Source organism: Mesorhizobium sp. C277A (genome assembly GCF_040324395.1).
Classification (GTDB): Bacteria; Pseudomonadota; Alphaproteobacteria; order Rhizobiales; family Rhizobiaceae; genus Mesorhizobium.
The window spans coordinates 4,046,262-4,062,361 of record NZ_JAMYVW010000002.1 but is presented as its reverse complement, the minus strand read 5'-3'; the positions used below and the strand labels follow the sequence as shown (position 1 = coordinate 4,062,361).

General features: G+C 64.9%; 16 protein-coding genes. 6 read left to right on the top strand and 10 right to left on the bottom strand.

The genetic code is table 11. The annotated features are described in order from the left end of the window. Positions 1-6 precede the first annotated feature (6 nt). Both NKK52_RS20005 and NKK52_RS20000 read right to left on the bottom strand, forming a co-directional pair. The gene (locus tag NKK52_RS20005; RefSeq protein WP_023669694.1) at positions 7-288 is read right to left on the bottom strand and encodes a type II toxin-antitoxin system ParD family antitoxin; all 282 of its coding nucleotides are present in this window, start codon (positions 286-288) and stop codon (positions 7-9) included. 68 nt (positions 289-356) lie between these two features. Next, entirely contained in the window at positions 357-1,349 is a 993-nt protein-coding gene (locus tag NKK52_RS20000; protein ID WP_023683107.1) for a GlxA family transcriptional regulator, read from the bottom strand. Between the two features lie 235 nt (positions 1,350-1,584). On the opposite strand from NKK52_RS20000, the gene NKK52_RS19995 reads away from it, so the two are divergent. From NKK52_RS19995 to NKK52_RS19980, 4 genes are all read left to right on the top strand, one after another. Then, positions 1,585-2,004 (top strand): hypothetical protein, encoded by a 420-nt coding sequence (locus NKK52_RS19995; protein ID WP_023683109.1) that lies wholly within the window; start codon positions 1,585-1,587, stop codon positions 2,002-2,004. A gap of 28 nt (positions 2,005-2,032) precedes the next feature. Then, complete coding sequence (locus NKK52_RS19990; protein ID WP_023683110.1) at positions 2,033-3,181, top strand: amidohydrolase; 1,149 nt, start codon at positions 2,033-2,035, stop codon at positions 3,179-3,181. 89 nt (positions 3,182-3,270) lie between these two features. Next, on the top strand, positions 3,271-3,630 hold the full coding sequence (locus NKK52_RS19985; protein WP_023683111.1) for a hypothetical protein: 360 nt from the start codon (positions 3,271-3,273) through the stop codon (positions 3,628-3,630). A 446-nt stretch (positions 3,631-4,076) separates the two neighbouring features. Further along, the gene (locus NKK52_RS19980) at positions 4,077-4,517 is read left to right on the top strand and encodes a lipid-binding SYLF domain-containing protein (RefSeq protein WP_023683112.1); all 441 of its coding nucleotides are present in this window, start codon (positions 4,077-4,079) and stop codon (positions 4,515-4,517) included. Between the two features lie 268 nt (positions 4,518-4,785). Here the strand turns inward: NKK52_RS19980 and NKK52_RS19975 are convergent, their stop codons facing one another. The 8 genes from NKK52_RS19975 to NKK52_RS19940 all read right to left on the bottom strand — a co-directional run bounded on the left by NKK52_RS19975 (position 4,786) and on the right by NKK52_RS19940 (position 14,156). Continuing rightward, a complete protein-coding gene (locus NKK52_RS19975) occupies positions 4,786-5,766 on the bottom strand; it encodes an ABC transporter permease (protein ID WP_023683113.1) in 981 nt (326 codons plus the stop codon). A gap of 262 nt (positions 5,767-6,028) precedes the next feature. After that, positions 6,029-7,000, bottom strand: a complete 972-nt coding sequence (locus NKK52_RS19970; protein WP_023669686.1) for an ABC transporter permease — start codon at positions 6,998-7,000, stop codon at positions 6,029-6,031. Next, positions 6,997-8,547: a sugar ABC transporter ATP-binding protein gene (locus NKK52_RS19965; protein ID WP_023683114.1), complete on the bottom strand. Its 1,551-nt coding sequence runs from the start codon at positions 8,545-8,547 to the stop codon at positions 6,997-6,999. The genes NKK52_RS19970 and NKK52_RS19965 overlap by 4 nt, the downstream gene beginning before the upstream one ends. A 278-nt stretch (positions 8,548-8,825) precedes the next feature. Then, positions 8,826-9,860 (bottom strand): ABC transporter substrate-binding protein, encoded by a 1,035-nt coding sequence (locus NKK52_RS19960; protein ID WP_023683115.1) that lies wholly within the window; start codon positions 9,858-9,860, stop codon positions 8,826-8,828. A 78-nt stretch (positions 9,861-9,938) separates the two neighbouring features. Then, complete coding sequence (locus NKK52_RS19955; protein WP_023683116.1) at positions 9,939-10,853, bottom strand: sugar phosphate isomerase/epimerase family protein; 915 nt, start codon at positions 10,851-10,853, stop codon at positions 9,939-9,941. 21 nt (positions 10,854-10,874) lie between these two features. Next, positions 10,875-12,410: a mannitol dehydrogenase family protein gene (locus NKK52_RS19950; RefSeq protein WP_023683117.1), complete on the bottom strand. Its 1,536-nt coding sequence runs from the start codon at positions 12,408-12,410 to the stop codon at positions 10,875-10,877. Then, the gene (locus NKK52_RS19945) at positions 12,407-13,189 is read right to left on the bottom strand and encodes an SDR family oxidoreductase (RefSeq protein WP_023683118.1); all 783 of its coding nucleotides are present in this window, start codon (positions 13,187-13,189) and stop codon (positions 12,407-12,409) included. Before NKK52_RS19945 ends, NKK52_RS19950 begins: the two co-directional genes overlap by 4 nt. A 79-nt stretch (positions 13,190-13,268) precedes the next feature. Continuing rightward, on the bottom strand, positions 13,269-14,156 hold the full coding sequence (locus NKK52_RS19940) for a MurR/RpiR family transcriptional regulator (RefSeq protein ID WP_023683119.1): 888 nt from the start codon (positions 14,154-14,156) through the stop codon (positions 13,269-13,271). An 86-nt stretch (positions 14,157-14,242) separates the two neighbouring features. Between NKK52_RS19940 and NKK52_RS19935 the strand changes: the two genes are divergently transcribed. Further along, complete coding sequence (locus NKK52_RS19935; protein ID WP_023683120.1) at positions 14,243-15,427, top strand: Gfo/Idh/MocA family protein; 1,185 nt, start codon at positions 14,243-14,245, stop codon at positions 15,425-15,427. Between the two features lie 408 nt (positions 15,428-15,835). Next, entirely contained in the window at positions 15,836-16,087 is a 252-nt protein-coding gene (locus NKK52_RS19930) for a hypothetical protein (protein WP_023683121.1), read from the top strand. Positions 16,088-16,100: the final 13 nt, after the last annotated feature.

Genomic DNA, 16,100 nt, shown 5'->3' with positions numbered 1-16,100 from the left:
GGCGCTTCACACGTTCCCCTTGAGGCGAGCTGCGTGATGTGCGCGGATGCTGTCAAAAGACTTGTCGGCCGGGATGGCCTGGGAGGGGTCTGCCTTCCACCTATCATAGGTCGGCGCGACCTCCTCACGCAGCCAGCGCTCCACAGCGGCGTCGCGTTCCTGCAATGCGCGAAGACCGGCGCGGATCACTTCACTGCTGGTCGCGTATGTGCCGGACCGAACGAGCTGGTCGATGAAAGCAGCCTGCTCGGCCGGCAGGCTGAAGGTGCGTTTTTCGGTGGCGGACATGGATCCCTCCTATCAGGTTGGTATGATATTATCATACCAACGGCGAGATCGCACGCCCCAATATAGGCTTAGGGACCGCTCCCCTTGGCGTCGGCAAAGACACCGGACATTCGGTTCGGATGCCTGAGATGGGTCGGCGTGATGCCGGTCTGCTGGCGGAAGACACGGCTGAAATGGCCGGCATTGGGAAAACCGCAGCGGTAGGCGATGTCGCCGATTGCCAAGTCGCTCCCCTCCAGCAGCGACTTGGCCTGATGTACGCGCAGCGCAAGATAGGCGGCCATCGGGCCGATGCCGAGCTCGGCGCCGAACAGCCGCTCAAGCTGGCGCCGGGATAAATGCAACCGGCCCGCGATCTCGGCGACCGACAGCGTCTCCTGGAGATTGCTTTCCATCAGAAGCAGCGCCCGTTTCACCGCTCGGCTCGACGCGGCCGGAAAGAGATCGCCGACGGGCTGCACATCCAGGCTCGAGCGGATGCGGTCGAGCACGAGGGTCTTGGCGGCTTTTTCCGCAGCCTTGCGGCCGATGAACTGCGACACGAAATGGCCGGCAAGGTCGGCCGCACCCGTGCCTCCGGCGCAGGTCGAGCGGCCCCTATCGACGGAAAACAGGCTGTCGGCATGGGCGTTCACATCAGGGAATTGGCTGCGGAAATCCTTGATGTGAAACCAGCTGACGGCAGCACTGTAGCCATCGAGCAGACCGTAGCGCGCGAGCACGAAGCTGCCGGTGCAGAGTGCCGTCAGCGGCACGCCCTTTTCGGCCGCCCGCAACAGGAAGGCCTCCTTTTCGGAGCTGAGGCTGCGGTTGGTGTCGAGCAGGCCGACCACGACGACATTGTCGAACTCCTGCGGATTGCCGATCGCCTTGGTCGGCAGCAACTCGACACCGCAACTCGCCCGGATCGGCAGGCCACGCTCGCCGACGATCTCCCAGTCGAACTCGATCCGGCGGCTGCGGTCGCCTTCATCGCCGGCCAGCCGCAGCGTGTCGATGAACAGCGACAGCGGCGACAGCGTGAAGTCGCGAACCAAGAGAAACGCAAACCGCCTGGCCATTATTGCTCCGAAACCGTTCCTTCGGGTGGATGGAGCCTAGTTGCTGAAGATTGGCACGGACTCGAGCACCATGCCCCTCAGGATTGGCCGCCAGATGTCGGAGATGAGATTGACGACCTTAGTGTGCAACCGGTCGGCCATCTCTTCTCCAATGTTTCGAGAATAGGTCCAAAAGAGCTTTGACCGATTGTTGGAGCCGAATGTAAGGATGATCTTCGGTTAGGCGGGAGGGAGCATGGGTCTCGACTTGGCGGTTTTTAAAAGCGTTTCGACCATGGAGCGGGAATTCCCCGGCTATCGCTTTCAGCGGGATCCGGAAAACGGCGAATGCGAGGTGATCCATCCCGAAGACGTGACTCTCACCTGGGACGATGTCACAACGCGTGACTGGCGTGTCGGAAACATAGCCCACATTGCGGCGCTCGGGGAGCTGATTGCCGGTCTTCTCGGCGAAGGGTCAGCGCTGGAACGGATGGTCCTCCTTTCAGCCAGCGGTGTTGGAGACGTCATCGAGGAGCCGAGCTTCGGCGAGCTTGAGCGCGAATTGCGACTGATCGAATCCAGCACCGACCCATGGGTTCGGGAATTTGCCGATGGACTAGTGGAATTGATCAGTATGGCACGGCGTGAGAAAAACCCTATCGTGTTTGTGTAACCTGCAGCACCAAAGCGGAGCCCAAGCCATGACCCTGACCAATCGCGATATCATCGAGCTGACGGCATGGCGCCGCAAGCTGCACCAGCGGCCTGAAATCTCCAACGAGGAAGAACAGACCGCCAAGGAAGTCGTCAGCTTCCTCGCCGATACAGGGCCGGACAAGGTGCTGACCGGCCTCGGCGGTCATGGCGTGGCGGCGGTCTATGACAGCGGCCAGGCGGGGCCGACGGTGCTGTTCCGCTCGGAGATCGATGCGCTGCCGATCGAGGAGCTTTCGGGCGTCGAGCATGCCTCGCAGGTGCCGGGAAAATCGCATATGTGCGGCCATGACGGCCACACCGCGATCCTGGCCGCACTCGGCCGCCAGCTCGGACGAGAACGGCCGGCGCGCGGCCGCGTCGTCTTGATGTTCCAGCCGGCGGAAGAGACCGGCAATGGCGCGGCCGGCGTCGTCGCCGATGCGCGCTTTGACGAGATCGCGCCGGATTTTGCTTTCTCCCTGCACAATCTGCCGGGCGTGCCGTTCGGCGAGGTTCGCCTCAAGCCCGGCGTGGTCAACTGCGCCTCGCGCGGCATACGCATCGTGCTGGACGGCAAAACCGCGCATTCGTCCATGCCCGAAACCGGCGTGTCGCCGATGCTGGCGGTGAGCGAGCTCATGCCGCTGCTGCCGGCGCTCGGCCGCGGCACCTTTGCCGACGATGATTTCAGCATGGTCACCGTCACCCATGCGACGATGGGCGAGGCCGTGTTCGGCATCGCGCCTGCTCACGCCGAGGTGTGGGCGACGCTGCGTACAAGGCGCGACGAGCGCATGGCGGAACTGGTCGCGGCGGCGGAAGCGTTGGCCACCAGGATCGCGGCCGAGCATCACCTTTCCGTGCGCTGCGACTATCACGAGATCTTCGTCGCCAGCGTCAACGCTCCAGACGCGGTGGAACATCTCAACCGCGCGCTGGACGAAGAGGGCGTCGCGCGCAGCGAGGAAGCCTTGCCGATGCGCGCTTCGGAAGATTTTGGCATCTTCGGCCACAAGGCGAGCTCAGCCATGTTCTTTCTCGGCGCCGGCGAGCGCCATCCTTCGCTGCACAACCCCGATTATGATTTTCCCGACGATCTGATCCCGATCGGTTCGAAGATCTTCATGCGCACGGCGCGCAACCTGCTGGGGTGAGCGGCCCCTGCAAAATCCGCATCCTGAAGCTGCCTTTTTCCCGCTGGAATCGTCTTGTAGTCGCGTCCTACATTAGGAGGGGCTTGCGGATGAGAATTGCAATGGTCGTCGCGTTGACTGCGACAGTGGCAGGGTGCGTATCGTCTCCGGTCCAGTATGGAGCCTCGCTCTCGACCCAAGACCCGAAATGGGCGACGCCGGAATGCCAGCAGGCCCGCACCGATGCCATGAATTATGACGCGCGCGAGAAGGAGCATCCGGGATGGGCCGCCGGCGTCGTGCTGGGGCCCTACAGCATGGGTCTCGTGGCGGCGATCAAGGAGCATGAGCAGCAGCAGCGAAGGCTGTTGGCGCGCGAGGTGCATTTGCAGTGCTCAAGCCTGCCGCTGCCGAAGGATTTGGACTTCGATCCGCAAATCTACGCACCAAAGCCGGGGAAATATCCGTAGGGCTGGGATTGGTTTGCACAGGGACAATAGCGGAGGCTTGCGCCCTACGAATACCCCCACCCTCAATCCCTCCCAACAAGGGGGAGGGAGACTAGGTTGGCGCTGATTTCCGCAAAACCGTCTAAGTCGACTTAAAAAAGGGCTGGGCGTGCGGCAGCGTTCCCTCCGCCTTGTGAGGGTCCGAAGGACGGGCGAAACCCTGGCTCGCCCCGGCAAGTTAGAGTGGTGGTCCTCTTCGTACAAGCTCATATGCGATAGCCCTTGCCCCGAGGCATTGGCATTGCCAGCTCTGTATGAAGCGCTCCTCCGCTCTCCCCACCAGCTTTGCGCCTTGACCCACCGAGGGCTCTCCCTGGAACCAAATCCAAGCCTAAACTGTTCAAGTTGGTTACGACGCCGACGAGCCCTGCCGGTTGGGTGAGCGGCGCACTTGAGGAGCTCCCACCATGACCATCTCGTCCAGCTTTCGTTCGCTTGCGGTTGCGGCCATCGCCACTGTTGCCGTAAGCGCGGCCAGCGCCGCGCGTGCCGATAGCGGCACGATCCGCTTTGCCGTCTACAAGGCGGCCTTCTTCGTCGGCGGCTCGGGCGGCGAGGGCACGCTGACCTTACATGGCCGCACCTATCCGATCTCGATCGGCGGCGTCTCGGGCGGCCTCGCCTTTGGCGTTTCCAAGACGTATTTCCGGGGCACCGTGCGGCACATCCGCAGGGTCCGCGATGCGACCGGGGTTTATGGCGCGGCCGGCGGTGGCGGCGCGCTCGGCAAGGGCGCGCAGGTGATCGTCATGACCAACGACAAGGGCGCCCAGCTCGAGCTTACGGGCCGGCAGGTGGGGCTGCAGGTGAATGCAGATTTGAGCGGGATGGCGATTTCGTTGAAGTAGGGGGGCGGGCGAGCTCTGGGTGGGCACAGGCGCCCAGGGTGATGGCAATCGCTTAGGGTGCCCCCCACTCCGTCTCGGCTTCGCCGAGCCACCTCTACCCCCACATTCGTGGGGGAGAGGAAACGCTAATTTTCGAGGTTGCGGCCTCGACAGTGTTGAGTTTTTTCTTCGCTCGAAAAGCTTGGCATTTCCTCTCCCCCACGGACGTGGGGGTAGAGGTGGCTCGGCGAGCCGAGACGGAGTGGGGGCTGGCGCTGGCCTCGGCCCCCTACCGCTCCTCCACAATCCGCAAATACGCCGCCGTCACGAACAGCACGATCAGCCCGAACAAGATCCGCCGTGCCCCCTCCGGCATCTGCAGGATGGTCAGCAGTGTTGTCAGCACGGTCAGGATCAGCGCGCCGATGATGGTGCCGGTGTAGCCGCCGCGGCCGCCGAAGATGGAGGTGCCGCCGATGACGGCGGCGGCGACCGAGGGCAGCACCAGCGGTTCGGCGAGCGACAGCGACGGCGCCTTGATCAGGCCGATATAGAGCAGGCCGGTGATGCCGGCGAGCGCGCTGGAGGTGACGTAGAGCGCGGTGATGACCTGCCAGTATTGCACGCCCGACAGGCGGGTCGCGCGCTCATTGTCGCCGACGGCGTAGAGCAGGCGGCCGAAGCCGGTGCGGGCGAGCGTGAAGACGATGAGGGCGGCGAGCGGCACGAACAAAAGCAGCGCGTTGGGGAAGCCCCATGTCACGCCGGTGCCGAGCCAAGCAAGGAAGTCGGGGATTTTTGCGCCCGACGCGATCACCGTGCGCTGGTAGACCTGCAGGCAGCCGGTGCCGATCAGGCTGGTGCCCAGCGTCATGATCAGCGGGTGGACGCGGAAGACACCGACGCCGATGCCGTTGACGAGGCCGATCAGCACCGCCGGTATCATCGCCAGCAGGAACGCCACCGCCGGGTCCTGGTTGACCACTTGCGTCGCCATGATGAAGGCGCTCATCGTCGCCACCGTGCCGACCGACAGGTCGATGCCGCCGGTCAGCATGGTCATGGTCTGGCATCCCGCCAGGATCGCCAGCGGTATGGCGAATTTAATCGTGTTGGCGATCCAGCGCTCGTTGACGATGCCGGGGCGCAGGACCTGCAGGATTATAACCAAGATGGCGAGCAGGACGATCAGCGGGATGAGCGGGCGATCGGCCATGAAGCGCTTTATGCGGCGGCCGAAGGGGACGGGGGTGATGGCGGTGGTGCTCATGGGGCGGCTCTTGCTCGCGATGAGGTTTGCAAGGTGCGGCAAGTTGGCGAGGACAGTGCTCTACGGCGCCCCCCTCTGGCCTGCCGGCCATCTCCCCCACTTGTGGGGAGATTGGCAGCTTCAGCGCCTCGCTCATTCGTGCAAGGTTGGAGATTGGCGAAGGTCGTCGCGACATCCAATCTCCCCCCTTGTGGGGGAGATGTCCGGCAGGACAGAGGGGGGCGCGAAGGAACGCCGACGTCTCTCTGCGACAGCCCTCCCATCATTGCCGCCCCCGCATCGTGATAAACGCCCCGAACATCACCACCGCCACCATGATCAGCCCCTCGATGATGGCGGTGACATTCGGGTCGATGGCAAGCAGCGTCAAATCCGTGCGCACCAGGCGCAACACGAAGACGGCGACGATCGGGCCGAGCAGGCCGCCCTTGCCGCCGCCGAGCGCGACGCCGCCCAGCACCACGGCGGCGACGCTGGCGAGCAGATAGGGGCCGGGGATGGGGGCGCCGATGCCGGTGCTCATGGTCAGCGCCAGGCCGCCAAAGGCGGCGAACAGGCCGGACAGCGCATAGGCGATGATGCGAGTGCGCTTGACCGGCACGCCGGAGCGGAACGCCGCCAGTTCGCTAGAGCCGATGGCGTAGATGGAGAGGCCGAGGCGCGAGCGCCGCAGCGGTATCCAGATGACGCAGAGGCACACGATCAGCACCAGCAGCGCCTTGGGCAGCCAGGCGTCTATGGCGTCGGGCAGGCCGGGGATCGGTACGGTGCCAGAGATCAGCGCCTTCAGCCATTCGGCGATGCCGCCGCCCGGCGCGTCGAGTACCAGCAGGGCAGCGCCCTGCAGCACGAACAGCATGGCCAGCGTGACGACAATGTCGGGCACGCGGGTGACGACGATGAGCAGGCCGTTGAGCGCGCCGAGCACGAAACCCATGGCGAGCACGAAGGGCACCACGAATAGCGCGTATTCCTCGCTCGCGCCATTCATCATCGACGCCGCGGTGACGCTGGTCAGCGCCATCATGGCGGCGACCGACAGATCGATGCCGCCGGCGATGACGACCACCGTCTGCGCGGCGACTGCGAAGGCATAGGGCAGAACGGCTCGGGCGAGCGAGCCGAAATCATTGCTGCCATAGGCCGGCTGGATGATCCTGGTGGCGATGAACAGGACGATGAGCAGGGCGAACAGGCCGACGACCCAGCCTTGGCGGCGCAGGAAATGGCTCATGGCGCGGCCTCCGGCGAAGCCGAAGTGTTCGCGGTCGGATCAGCCAATATGCCGATATCGGCCTTGGCGCCGCGCGGCAGGCCGTAGGCGGCGCGCATCAGCGCCGGCTCGTCGGCCTCCTCGACCGGAAAAATGTCGACGAGGCGGCCGCCGAAGATGACGATGACGCGGTCGCAGACGCGCTGCACCTCCTCCAGCTCCGAGGTGTAGAACAGCACCGACTTACCGTTGCCGGCGAGTTCGCGCAGCAGCTTGTAGATCTCCTGCTTGGTGCCGACATCGATGCCGCGCGTCGGGTCGAAGCACAGGATGGTGCGGGCATCCGCCGCGATCCAGCGGGCGATGGTCACCTTCTGCTGGTTGCCGCCGGACAGGCGCTGCACTTCGCCTTGTGCACGGGTGTCGATCTGCAGCCGCTCGATGGCGCTGAGCACGGTCGCGCGCTCGCGGCGCATGTTGATCGGCCCCCAGTTGCGCAGCGCGGCACTGAAGGGCAGGGCGATGTTTTCACGCACCGAGCGCTGCATGGCGAGCGCCTCGGAGCGGTCGCCCGGCACATAGGCTAGGCCGGCGCGGATGGCGTCGATCGGGTGGGCGAATTTCACCGGCTGGCCATCGACTTCGATCGTGCCGCCGGAAGGCCGGATCGAGCCGGCAAGGGCGGCGAACAACTCGTCCTGGCCCTGGCCTTCGAGCGCGACGACGCCGGCGACTTCGCCGTCGGCAAGATCGAAGGAGACGTCACTGAGCTTGGCACCGACGCGGAGATTGCGCACGGAGATGCGCGGCCGGGCAGTTGCGGGCGCGGCCTTCTCGGCGGCACTGCGGGCAGCGACATGGGTTTTCACGACGCGGGTGCCGAGCATCAGCTCGACGATCTTTTCCTCGACTCCGGGTACGATGTCGACGACGCCGACGGTCTCGCCGTCCCGCAGCACGGTGGCGCGGTCGCACAGCGCCGAGATTTCGACGAAGCGGTGCGAGATGAAGATCACGGCGCGGCCCGAATCGCCCTGGCGGCGCACCACTTCCAGCACCTTTTCGGCAAGGTTGGCGGGCAGGGCCGCCGTCATCTCGTCGAGCAGCAGCACGTCCGGCTCGACGGCGAGCGCCCGCGCCAGGTCGAGCACGCGCAGCACGGCGAGCGGGATGTCGCGCGCGGTGTCGCGCAGATCGAGGTCAAGAATGCCGAGCTCGCGCACCCAGGCGCGGAACGGCTCGACCGGCGTGCCGGTGAGCCTGAGATTGGACAGAACGTCGAGATCGGGGATCAGCGACGGCTCCTGGTAGACCGGCAGCAGCCCGGCGCGGCGCGCGGCGGCCGGCGAGCGAATGTCGCGCGCTTCGCCGCGGATCAGGATGCGGCCGGAGTTCGCCGGAATGGCGCCTGTCAGGATCTTCACCAGCGTCGACTTGCCGGCGCCGTTGGCGCCCATCAGCGCGTGGACCTCGCCCGGCAGCACGGAGAGCGACGCGTTGCGAAGCGCTGCAACCGCGCCGTAGTTCTTGGCGACGCCGGTGGCGTCGAGGAGAGGGCTGGTGGTCAAATGGTTTGTTGTCAAAATTGATGGTTCCAGAAACTAATGTCGGCGCTCTACGGCGCCCCCCTCTGTCCTGCCGGACATCTCCCCCACTTGGGGGGAGATTGGCAGTTCCGGCGCCGCCCCTCGTCTTGCGACGTAGAAAATTAGCGAAAGCCGAGATGACAGCCAATCTCCCCACCTGTGGGGGAGATGTCCGGCAGGACAAAGGGGGCGCCGTAGAGCGCTAATCTGTGTGACGAGGACGGCCGTTCGCCGTCCTCGCCAGTTCATTCAAACCAGGCTTACTCCCCCGGCCCCTTGCAGGCCACGATCTGGTCCTTCGTGTAGGTCGTCCACTCCGGGATCGAGATCGAGACCGGCCATTCCGGGCTGAGCGACGGGTCGGCGGCTGCCTTCAGCTTGGCCTTGCCTTCGTCGGTCGCGTTGTCCCACAGCTGCGGGTCGACCAGCACGGTCTGCTGCGCTGGCTTCTTGCCGTCGAGGATCTGCAGCGCCAGCGTCACGCCCGCGCCGCCGATCGAGCCGGGGTTGGTGACGGCTGCACCGACGAGACCTTTCACCGAGCTCAGCTGGCCGACGAAGCCGGCATTGTCGGCGCCGACCACCGGCACCAGCGGCGCCTGCGATTCGACCAGCGCGTCGACGATGACGTTGTCGATGCCCGACGTCCACACGCCGTTGAACGGCGTGCCGGTGGCCAGGAACGACAGCATCTGCTGCTTGGCCTGATCCTGCTGCCAGCCGGTGAAGACTTCCTGCGCCACCTTCACGCCGGGGTTTTCGGCCAGCGCCTTCTTGAAGCCTTTGTCGCGATCGCTATCGGCCGAGGCGCCGGCGGCGCCGCGCATGTAGAACACTTCGCCCTTGCCGCCCATCTGCTGGAACAGCCATTTGGCGCCGAGATAGGCATACTGTTCCTGGTTGTTGGAGATGATGTAGGCCGACGGTTCGGTCACCGCCTGGTCGACGGCAACGACGACGATGCCGGCCTTGGTGGCTTCTTCCAGGCCCGCCTTGATGCCCGCGGGATCAGCGGGGTTGACGACGATGGCGTCGACCTTGGCGCTGATCAGATTGCGGATGTCTTCGAGCTGGCCGGCGGCATCGGTGTTGCGGTGGGCGATGTTGAGCTTCGTCACTTCGCCCGAAGCCAGCGCCTGCGCCTTCATGGCGCAGACCATTTCCTCGCGCCAGCCATTGCCCTGCACGGTGTTGGAAATGCCGATCGTATATTTGGCTTCGGCCGACGACACGCCCATCGATGCCAGCAAGGCAGCGCCCGCAAGCAACGGGACCATGGTCAGTATTTTCTTCATGTCAGTACTCCTCCACATTGTTGTTTTTCGTCTCAGGGTCAGACCCTTCGGCAGGTTCAGACCAAGTCATTCACCTCGTCATTTGACGAAGGGGCGCAGCACGTCGCGGGCGAGCAGGAAGCCCCGCTTCACCGCATCGTCGCTGCCTTCAAACCGCCTGTCCTCATGTTCGATGATGACCGAGCCGTCATAGCCGGCGCGGTAGAGGCCGGAGAAGAAGCCGCTCCAGTCGACATCGCCCAATCCCGGCATGCGCGGCACCTGCCAGCCTATCCCGGCGGAAAGGATCCCGCGCTCATACAAACCATCATGATCGATCATCAAATCCTTGGCGTGGACATGCAGCATGTAGGGGCCGAACTCCTTGATGAAGCGGCCCTGGTCGATCATCTGCCAGACCAGGTGCGAGGGGTCGAAATTCATGCCGACCTCGCCGCCCCAGGCCTCGAGGATGCGCCGCCAGATGTAGGGCGAATAGGCGATGTTGTGCCCGCCCGGCCACTCGTCATAACTGAAGATCATCGGGCAGTTCTCGAAGGCGAGTTTTACCCCGTGGCCGCGCGCATAGGCGACGGTCTCGGGCCAGACTTTCAGCGCGTCCTGCCAGTTGACGTCGACGGTCTTCGAGGCATCGCCACCGCAGAAGGTGTTGACCACCGGCACACCCATATTGGCGGCCAGCACGATGACCTTCTTCAGATGGCCGATGACGGCCTCGCCATGGGCAGGGTCCGGATGCAGTGGGTTGGGATAGTAGCCGAGGCCGGAGACCGTCAGCTTCTTCTCCGTCAGCGAAGCGACGATCTCCTTGGCCTGCGCGGGCGAGGTGGAAGCGGCATCGATATGGCTGGTGCCGGCATAGCGTCGCGTCGCGCCGGATGTCTTCGGCCAGCAGGCGATTTCCAGCGCCTCGAAGCCGGCCGAGTGCGCCCAGTCGGCGACCTCGCCAAGCGGCGTCTCCGCAAACGGTGCTGTAAGCACTCCAAGTTTCATTCTGCCTCCCTAGACCGACGACTATAATGCCGATTGTTTGGATCGCTTCAACCTCGCGACCTCATCTTGTTCGAGACTGTGCCGGACAGCCGCCATCGGATCGTCCGACAGCAGGTCGCCCAGCGCCGATATCACCGCCGCGCGGAACGTATCGTCGGCGGCAAGGCCGGGGCCGAATATCCCGTCGATGGCAAGGATGGCGGACACCAGCGCGCTGGCATCGTGACCGGTCGCGTCGGCGATTGCGGCGACCTTGCCGGCATAGGGGTCCGACACCGGCCAGCGTCTGCCGAAACGTCCCGAGGCCTGGATGAGATAGGCCATCCAGCCGGCGACCGGCACCGACAGGAGGCCTATGCTCTGGCCCATTGCGAGCCGGTCGCGGATCGGGTTGAGCAGGCGCTGGACGATCTTCTGCGAACCGTCGGTTGCGACCTGGTGGTTGCGGTGGCGGATCGCAGTGTTCTTCAGCCGGGCAAGGCTCTGCTCGACATAGGCAAGCGGCAGGATGCCCGGCACCGGCATCAGCGTCGGCACAGTCTCTTCGACCAGCATGCGCCGGATGAAGTCCGACAGCAGCGGGTCGGCCATGGCATCCGATGTGTGCTCGAGACCAGCCAGAACGCCGAGCGTGGCGAGTGCCGTCTGGGCGCCATTCAGCACCCGCATCTTGAGATGCTCAAACGGCGTGACGTCGTCGACGAAGGTGGCGCCGACCAGATCCCAGCGCGGCATGCGGCCGGCGAATTTTTCCTCGATCACCCACTGCCGGAACGGCTCACCGACAGCGACGGCGGCATCGTGGTAGCCGAACCACTGCTCGACACTATCGAGGTCATCCTGCGTCACCGCCGGCGCGATGCGGTCGACCATGGCCGCGGGGAAGGCGACATTGGCCTCTATCCAGCGGGCCAGCCCTTTGCTCCGTCGTTCGGCAAACGTCCGCACGACATTGTTCAGGATAGTACCGTTGGTCGGGATGTTGTCACAGGAGAGAAACGTTATGGGCCGCTCATGTGTGGCCCTGCGCTGCTCCAGCGCCCGCACCAACAGGCCGGGGACGCTGCGTGGCGTCTCGGGGTTGGCGAGGTCATGGACGATGTCGGGATGGCCAAGGTCGAGTTCGCCGCTGGACGGGACGTGGCAATAGCCTTTTTCGGTCACCGTCATCGTCACCAACTCGATATCGGGTGAGATCAGCACGCCGAGCGCCGGTGCCGCACTCTCCTGGCTGTCGACCACCCGGACGATGCTGCCGATGACGCGCGCCTCGATGTGGCTGTTCTCGCGGATCAGCCTTGTGTACAGCCCGCCCTGCCGTCCCAGCGTGTCGGCAAGGCTGGGCGGGCGGATGTTGATGCCGACGATGCCCCAGCGGTCGAAGCGCAGCGAGATGAGATCGTCGGTGTATTCGGCCTGATGGCAGCGGTGGAAGGCGCCGACGCCGAGATGCGCCATGCCGGGCGAGAGGAGCGTACGGTCATAGGAAGGTGTCTGCACCGATGCCGGCAAGCGATCGAGCAGCGCCGGCCCAAGCGTTTCGATGGAAGCGCTCACCGGTTCGCCCCGATCACCGCCTGCTCTTGGTCGACAACCGCGCCGGTCATCGGGCCGGCGGCGTCGGACAGCAGGAAGACGGCGAGGCTGGCGATGTCGTTCGGGGTCAGCAGCCGCCCGAAAGGCTGCGCGGCATTGGCCTTGTCGAGCCAGCCGGGGCCGTTGCCCAATGTCTCCGCCTGCATGATGCGTTCGGCCGGCGTGTCGGTCCAGCCGACATTGATGCCGTTGACGCGGATGCGGTCGAAGCGGTGGGCGTTGGCGGCGTTCCTGGTCAGCGTCGCCAGCGCGCCCTTGGTGGCGGAATAGACGGCAAGCTCCGGCGAGCCGCAATGGGCATTGATCGACAGAATGTTGAGAATGGCGCCACCTTGGCCGCGCTGCTTCATGTCGGCAATCGCCGCCTGCATCAGGAAGAACGGCGCGCGCGCATTGACGGCAAACAGTGACGCCCAGTCGTCGAGGCTGGCGTCGAGGAAAGAGGCGCGATCGGTCAGGCCGGCGGCGTTGACCAGCGCATCGATGCGGCCGAAGCGCTCGATGCAGGCCTGCGCCAGAAGGGTGGGGGCGTCAGGATCGGCAAGGTCGGCGGCGACGAAGATGGTCGGCGTGCCCAATTGCGAAAGCTCGGCCGCCACGGCCTCGCCACGCGCCCTCTCGCGCCCGGTGACCAACAGCCCGGCGGCACCGGAACGCGCCAGCGTCTCGGCAATGGCGCGGCCAATGCCTTGCGTCGACCCGGTGACCAGAGCCACCTTGCCGTCAAGCCGGATCTCCATTCCTCCTCCCGGGAATAAAGTTTCTATTTTGAGAAATATGGAACGGCAATTCCCGATAGTCAATTGGACCAGTGACGCCTCATTCGTCGCGCCGCGCCGCCACGCCATGGACCAGCGCCATCCCAACGGCGAGCGAGGCCGCCAGTGAGCGGAAGCCGGCAAAGTCGGATTCCACCACTTCCAGCCAGCTGTCCGAGAGCGGGATCAGCGGGCTGAAGGTGCTGTCGGTGACGGTGACGATACGCGCCTTGCGCTCATGCGCCACCGCGACGAGATCGGGCGTGATCGAATTGTAGGGGCTAAACGAGACAGCGAGCACGGCATCCCGGCCGCCGATGCAGCCGATCTGGTCGAGTGCGGAGGACCCGACATTGTCGACCAGCACGTTGCGCACGCCTTGCTGCGAGAGCGTCAGCGAGAGATAGGCGGTGACCGGAAAGGCGCGCTTGGAGCCGATGACATAGATCAGCTCGGCGGCCGCCAGCAGCGTTACCATCTTGTCGAAACTCGCGACGTCGAAGCCGGCTTCGATGCGGCCAAGCGAGGCCTGCGATGCGCCGACCATGCCGTGCAGGAAATGCAGATTGGGCTCCGTCTCGGTGCGCGGTTCGCCGCGCCCTTCCGGCCATGAGCCCTTGATGTGCTCCTTGAACAGGCCCTGGAAATCGGAAAAGCCGGAATAGCCGAAGATCTGGGCAAAGCGCACCAGCGTCGAGGGCTGCACGCCGGCCTGTGCCGCAACCTGCGCGATGGTGCCGAGCGCGACGTCGCTCGGGTGCTGCCACAGGAAGATTGCCACCTGGCGCAGCCGCTTGGGGAAATGCACCGTGCCCGACGACAGCACCGCGCGTAGCTCCTCATAGGTCTGCGGCTGGATGTAGCCAAGCGCGGCCAGCGAGCGTCCGCGCTTGCGCGTCGCCGCCTCGTCGGTGCTGGACCGTCCGGATGCCTTGCTTGCCCCACTCATGATTTCAGGCTAGCGCGATACGATCGTTTTACAATATGAAAATTGGAAATCGTATTCGAAAGCGGTGTGCCGGGAGGAGCTTGAAAATGGTCTACGCAACATCGGACGGATCAGCCGGCAAGCGGCTGCGGGTCGGCATGGTCGGCGGCGGCCGCAATGCCTTTATCGGCGCCGTGCATCGGCTGGCCATGCGCCTCGACGACCAGATCGTGCTGGTCGCCGGCGCGCTGTCGTCGGACCCGGAAAACGCCGCCGCGTCGGCCGCCGAGATCGGCATCGCGCCGGAGCGCAGCTATGCCGATTACCATGTCATGGCAAAGGCGGAAGCTGCTCGGCCGGACGGCATCGAGGCGGTGGTCATCGTCACGCCCAACCATCTGCACGCGCCGATCGCCACGGCCTTTCTGGAGGCCGGCATCAACGTCATCTGCGACAAGCCGCTGTCGACGACGCTGGATGAGGCCGAGGCGCTGGTGGCGCTGGCGCGGGAGAAAAAGCGTCGCTTCGTCGTCACGCTCAACAACACCGGCTACGCCATGGTCCGCCAGGCGCGCGAGATGGTGGCGGCGGGCGCGCTTGGCCGCATGGTGTCCGTGCATGGCGCCTACATCCAGGACTGGCTGACCAAGCCGATCGACGCCGAGGGCCAGAAGCAGGCGGAGTGGCGCACCGATCCGGCGCGCGCCGGGCAGTCGGCGGTGCTGGCCGATATCGGCGTGCATGCCTTCAACCTGGCAAGCTATATCTCCGGCTGTGAGGCCGAGACGGTGTCGGCGGATCTGTTCACTGCCGTGCCGGGACGCCGGCTCGACGACAATGCGCATGTGCTGGTGCGCTGGACCGGCGGGGCGCGCGGCACGATCCTCGCCAGCCAGACCTCGCCCGGCCACTACAATGATCTCTCGGTGCGCATCTATGGCGACAAAGCCGGGCTCGAATGGTCGGGCGGCCGGCCGGAAGAACTGCGCTTCTCCATCTACGGCGAGGAGACCCGCACGCTGGTGCGCGGCGGCCATGGCTCGACCACTGAGAGCCAGCGCGTGTCGCGCATGCCGGCGGCGCATCCGGAGGGATATATCGAGGCCTTCGCCAATTTCTACCGCGACGCCGCCGATATCATTCGCGCCCATCGCTCTGGTGGGGTGGTCGATCCGGCGCGTGCGGCGCAGGTGCCCGACGTTGTGGATGGCGCGCGCGGGGTGAAGTTTGTTGCTGCGGCGGTGGAGTCGAATGCGGCGGGTGGGACATGGACTTCGGCGCGGTTTGGGTGAGGGGCTGATGCGGATGTAGAGGCCAGCCGCCTAGGGCGGTCCCCCACTCCGTCTCGGCTTCGCCGATCCACCTCTCCCCCACATTCGTGGGGGAGAGGAAATCCCAAGCTTTTTGATGGGAAATGAAACCCAAGTCTTTCGATGCAGTGACTCCGGCGGTTGGCGTTTCCTCTCCCCCATGAACATGGGGGTAGAGGTGGCTCGGCGAAGCCGAGACGGAGTGGGGGACTGACGCTGCCCTAAGGGATTGACCTGCCGAAGGCGCTACCGCCGCCGCAGCAGACCTGGCAGCGGCGGGGCGCCAAGTACTCTTCGGTCGCTTTACTGGGCAAAACGCTGCTATGCATGTGTTAATCATGATATGGGTTGTTCATTGTCAGAGCATCGGCCCAGCCGTATTCGGTAACAATGCGCAACTTGTCTCTCTTCCTTGCTGCCAGCCTCGGCTGCCTCGTTCTCTCGGCGGTTTCCTTCGGCGCTCCGCAAGGCCTGCTCGTCACCCTGTTCCCGGACAGCAATGCAGCGAAGGTGGCGCAGTGCAGAAGCCTACTCAAAATCCGTTTCGACACGGGCGAATGGCCGGACAAGGGCGCGGCTGACTACATGCGCTATGACGAGTGCTACTATCTGATCTGTGGCGGAACCAGGCCGAGCGCTTGAAGGCTTGGTGCAG

Bases quoted from the DNA above. Each gene is read 5' to 3' on its own strand.
- NKK52_RS20005 (WP_023669694.1), bottom strand. From the start codon at position 288: ATGTCCGCCACCGAAAAACGCACCTTCAGCCTGCCGGCCGAGCAGGCT.
- NKK52_RS20000 (WP_023683107.1), bottom strand. From the start codon at position 1,349: ATGGCCAGGCGGTTTGCGTTTCTCTTGGTTCGCGACTTCACGCTGTCG.
- NKK52_RS19995 (WP_023683109.1), top strand. From the start codon at position 1,585: ATGGGTCTCGACTTGGCGGTTTTTAAAAGCGTTTCGACCATGGAGCGG.
- NKK52_RS19990 (WP_023683110.1), top strand. From the start codon at position 2,033: ATGACCCTGACCAATCGCGATATCATCGAGCTGACGGCATGGCGCCGC.
- NKK52_RS19985 (WP_023683111.1), top strand. From the start codon at position 3,271: ATGAGAATTGCAATGGTCGTCGCGTTGACTGCGACAGTGGCAGGGTGC.
- NKK52_RS19980 (WP_023683112.1), top strand. From the start codon at position 4,077: ATGACCATCTCGTCCAGCTTTCGTTCGCTTGCGGTTGCGGCCATCGCC.
- NKK52_RS19975 (WP_023683113.1), bottom strand. From the start codon at position 5,766: ATGAGCACCACCGCCATCACCCCCGTCCCCTTCGGCCGCCGCATAAAG.
- NKK52_RS19970 (WP_023669686.1), bottom strand. From the start codon at position 7,000: ATGAGCCATTTCCTGCGCCGCCAAGGCTGGGTCGTCGGCCTGTTCGCC.
- NKK52_RS19960 (WP_023683115.1), bottom strand. From the start codon at position 9,860: ATGAAGAAAATACTGACCATGGTCCCGTTGCTTGCGGGCGCTGCCTTG.
- NKK52_RS19955 (WP_023683116.1), bottom strand. From the start codon at position 10,853: ATGAAACTTGGAGTGCTTACAGCACCGTTTGCGGAGACGCCGCTTGGC.
- NKK52_RS19945 (WP_023683118.1), bottom strand. From the start codon at position 13,189: ATGGAGATCCGGCTTGACGGCAAGGTGGCTCTGGTCACCGGGTCGACG.
- NKK52_RS19940 (WP_023683119.1), bottom strand. From the start codon at position 14,156: ATGAGTGGGGCAAGCAAGGCATCCGGACGGTCCAGCACCGACGAGGCG.
- NKK52_RS19935 (WP_023683120.1), top strand. From the start codon at position 14,243: ATGGTCTACGCAACATCGGACGGATCAGCCGGCAAGCGGCTGCGGGTC.
- NKK52_RS19930 (WP_023683121.1), top strand. From the start codon at position 15,836: ATGCGCAACTTGTCTCTCTTCCTTGCTGCCAGCCTCGGCTGCCTCGTT.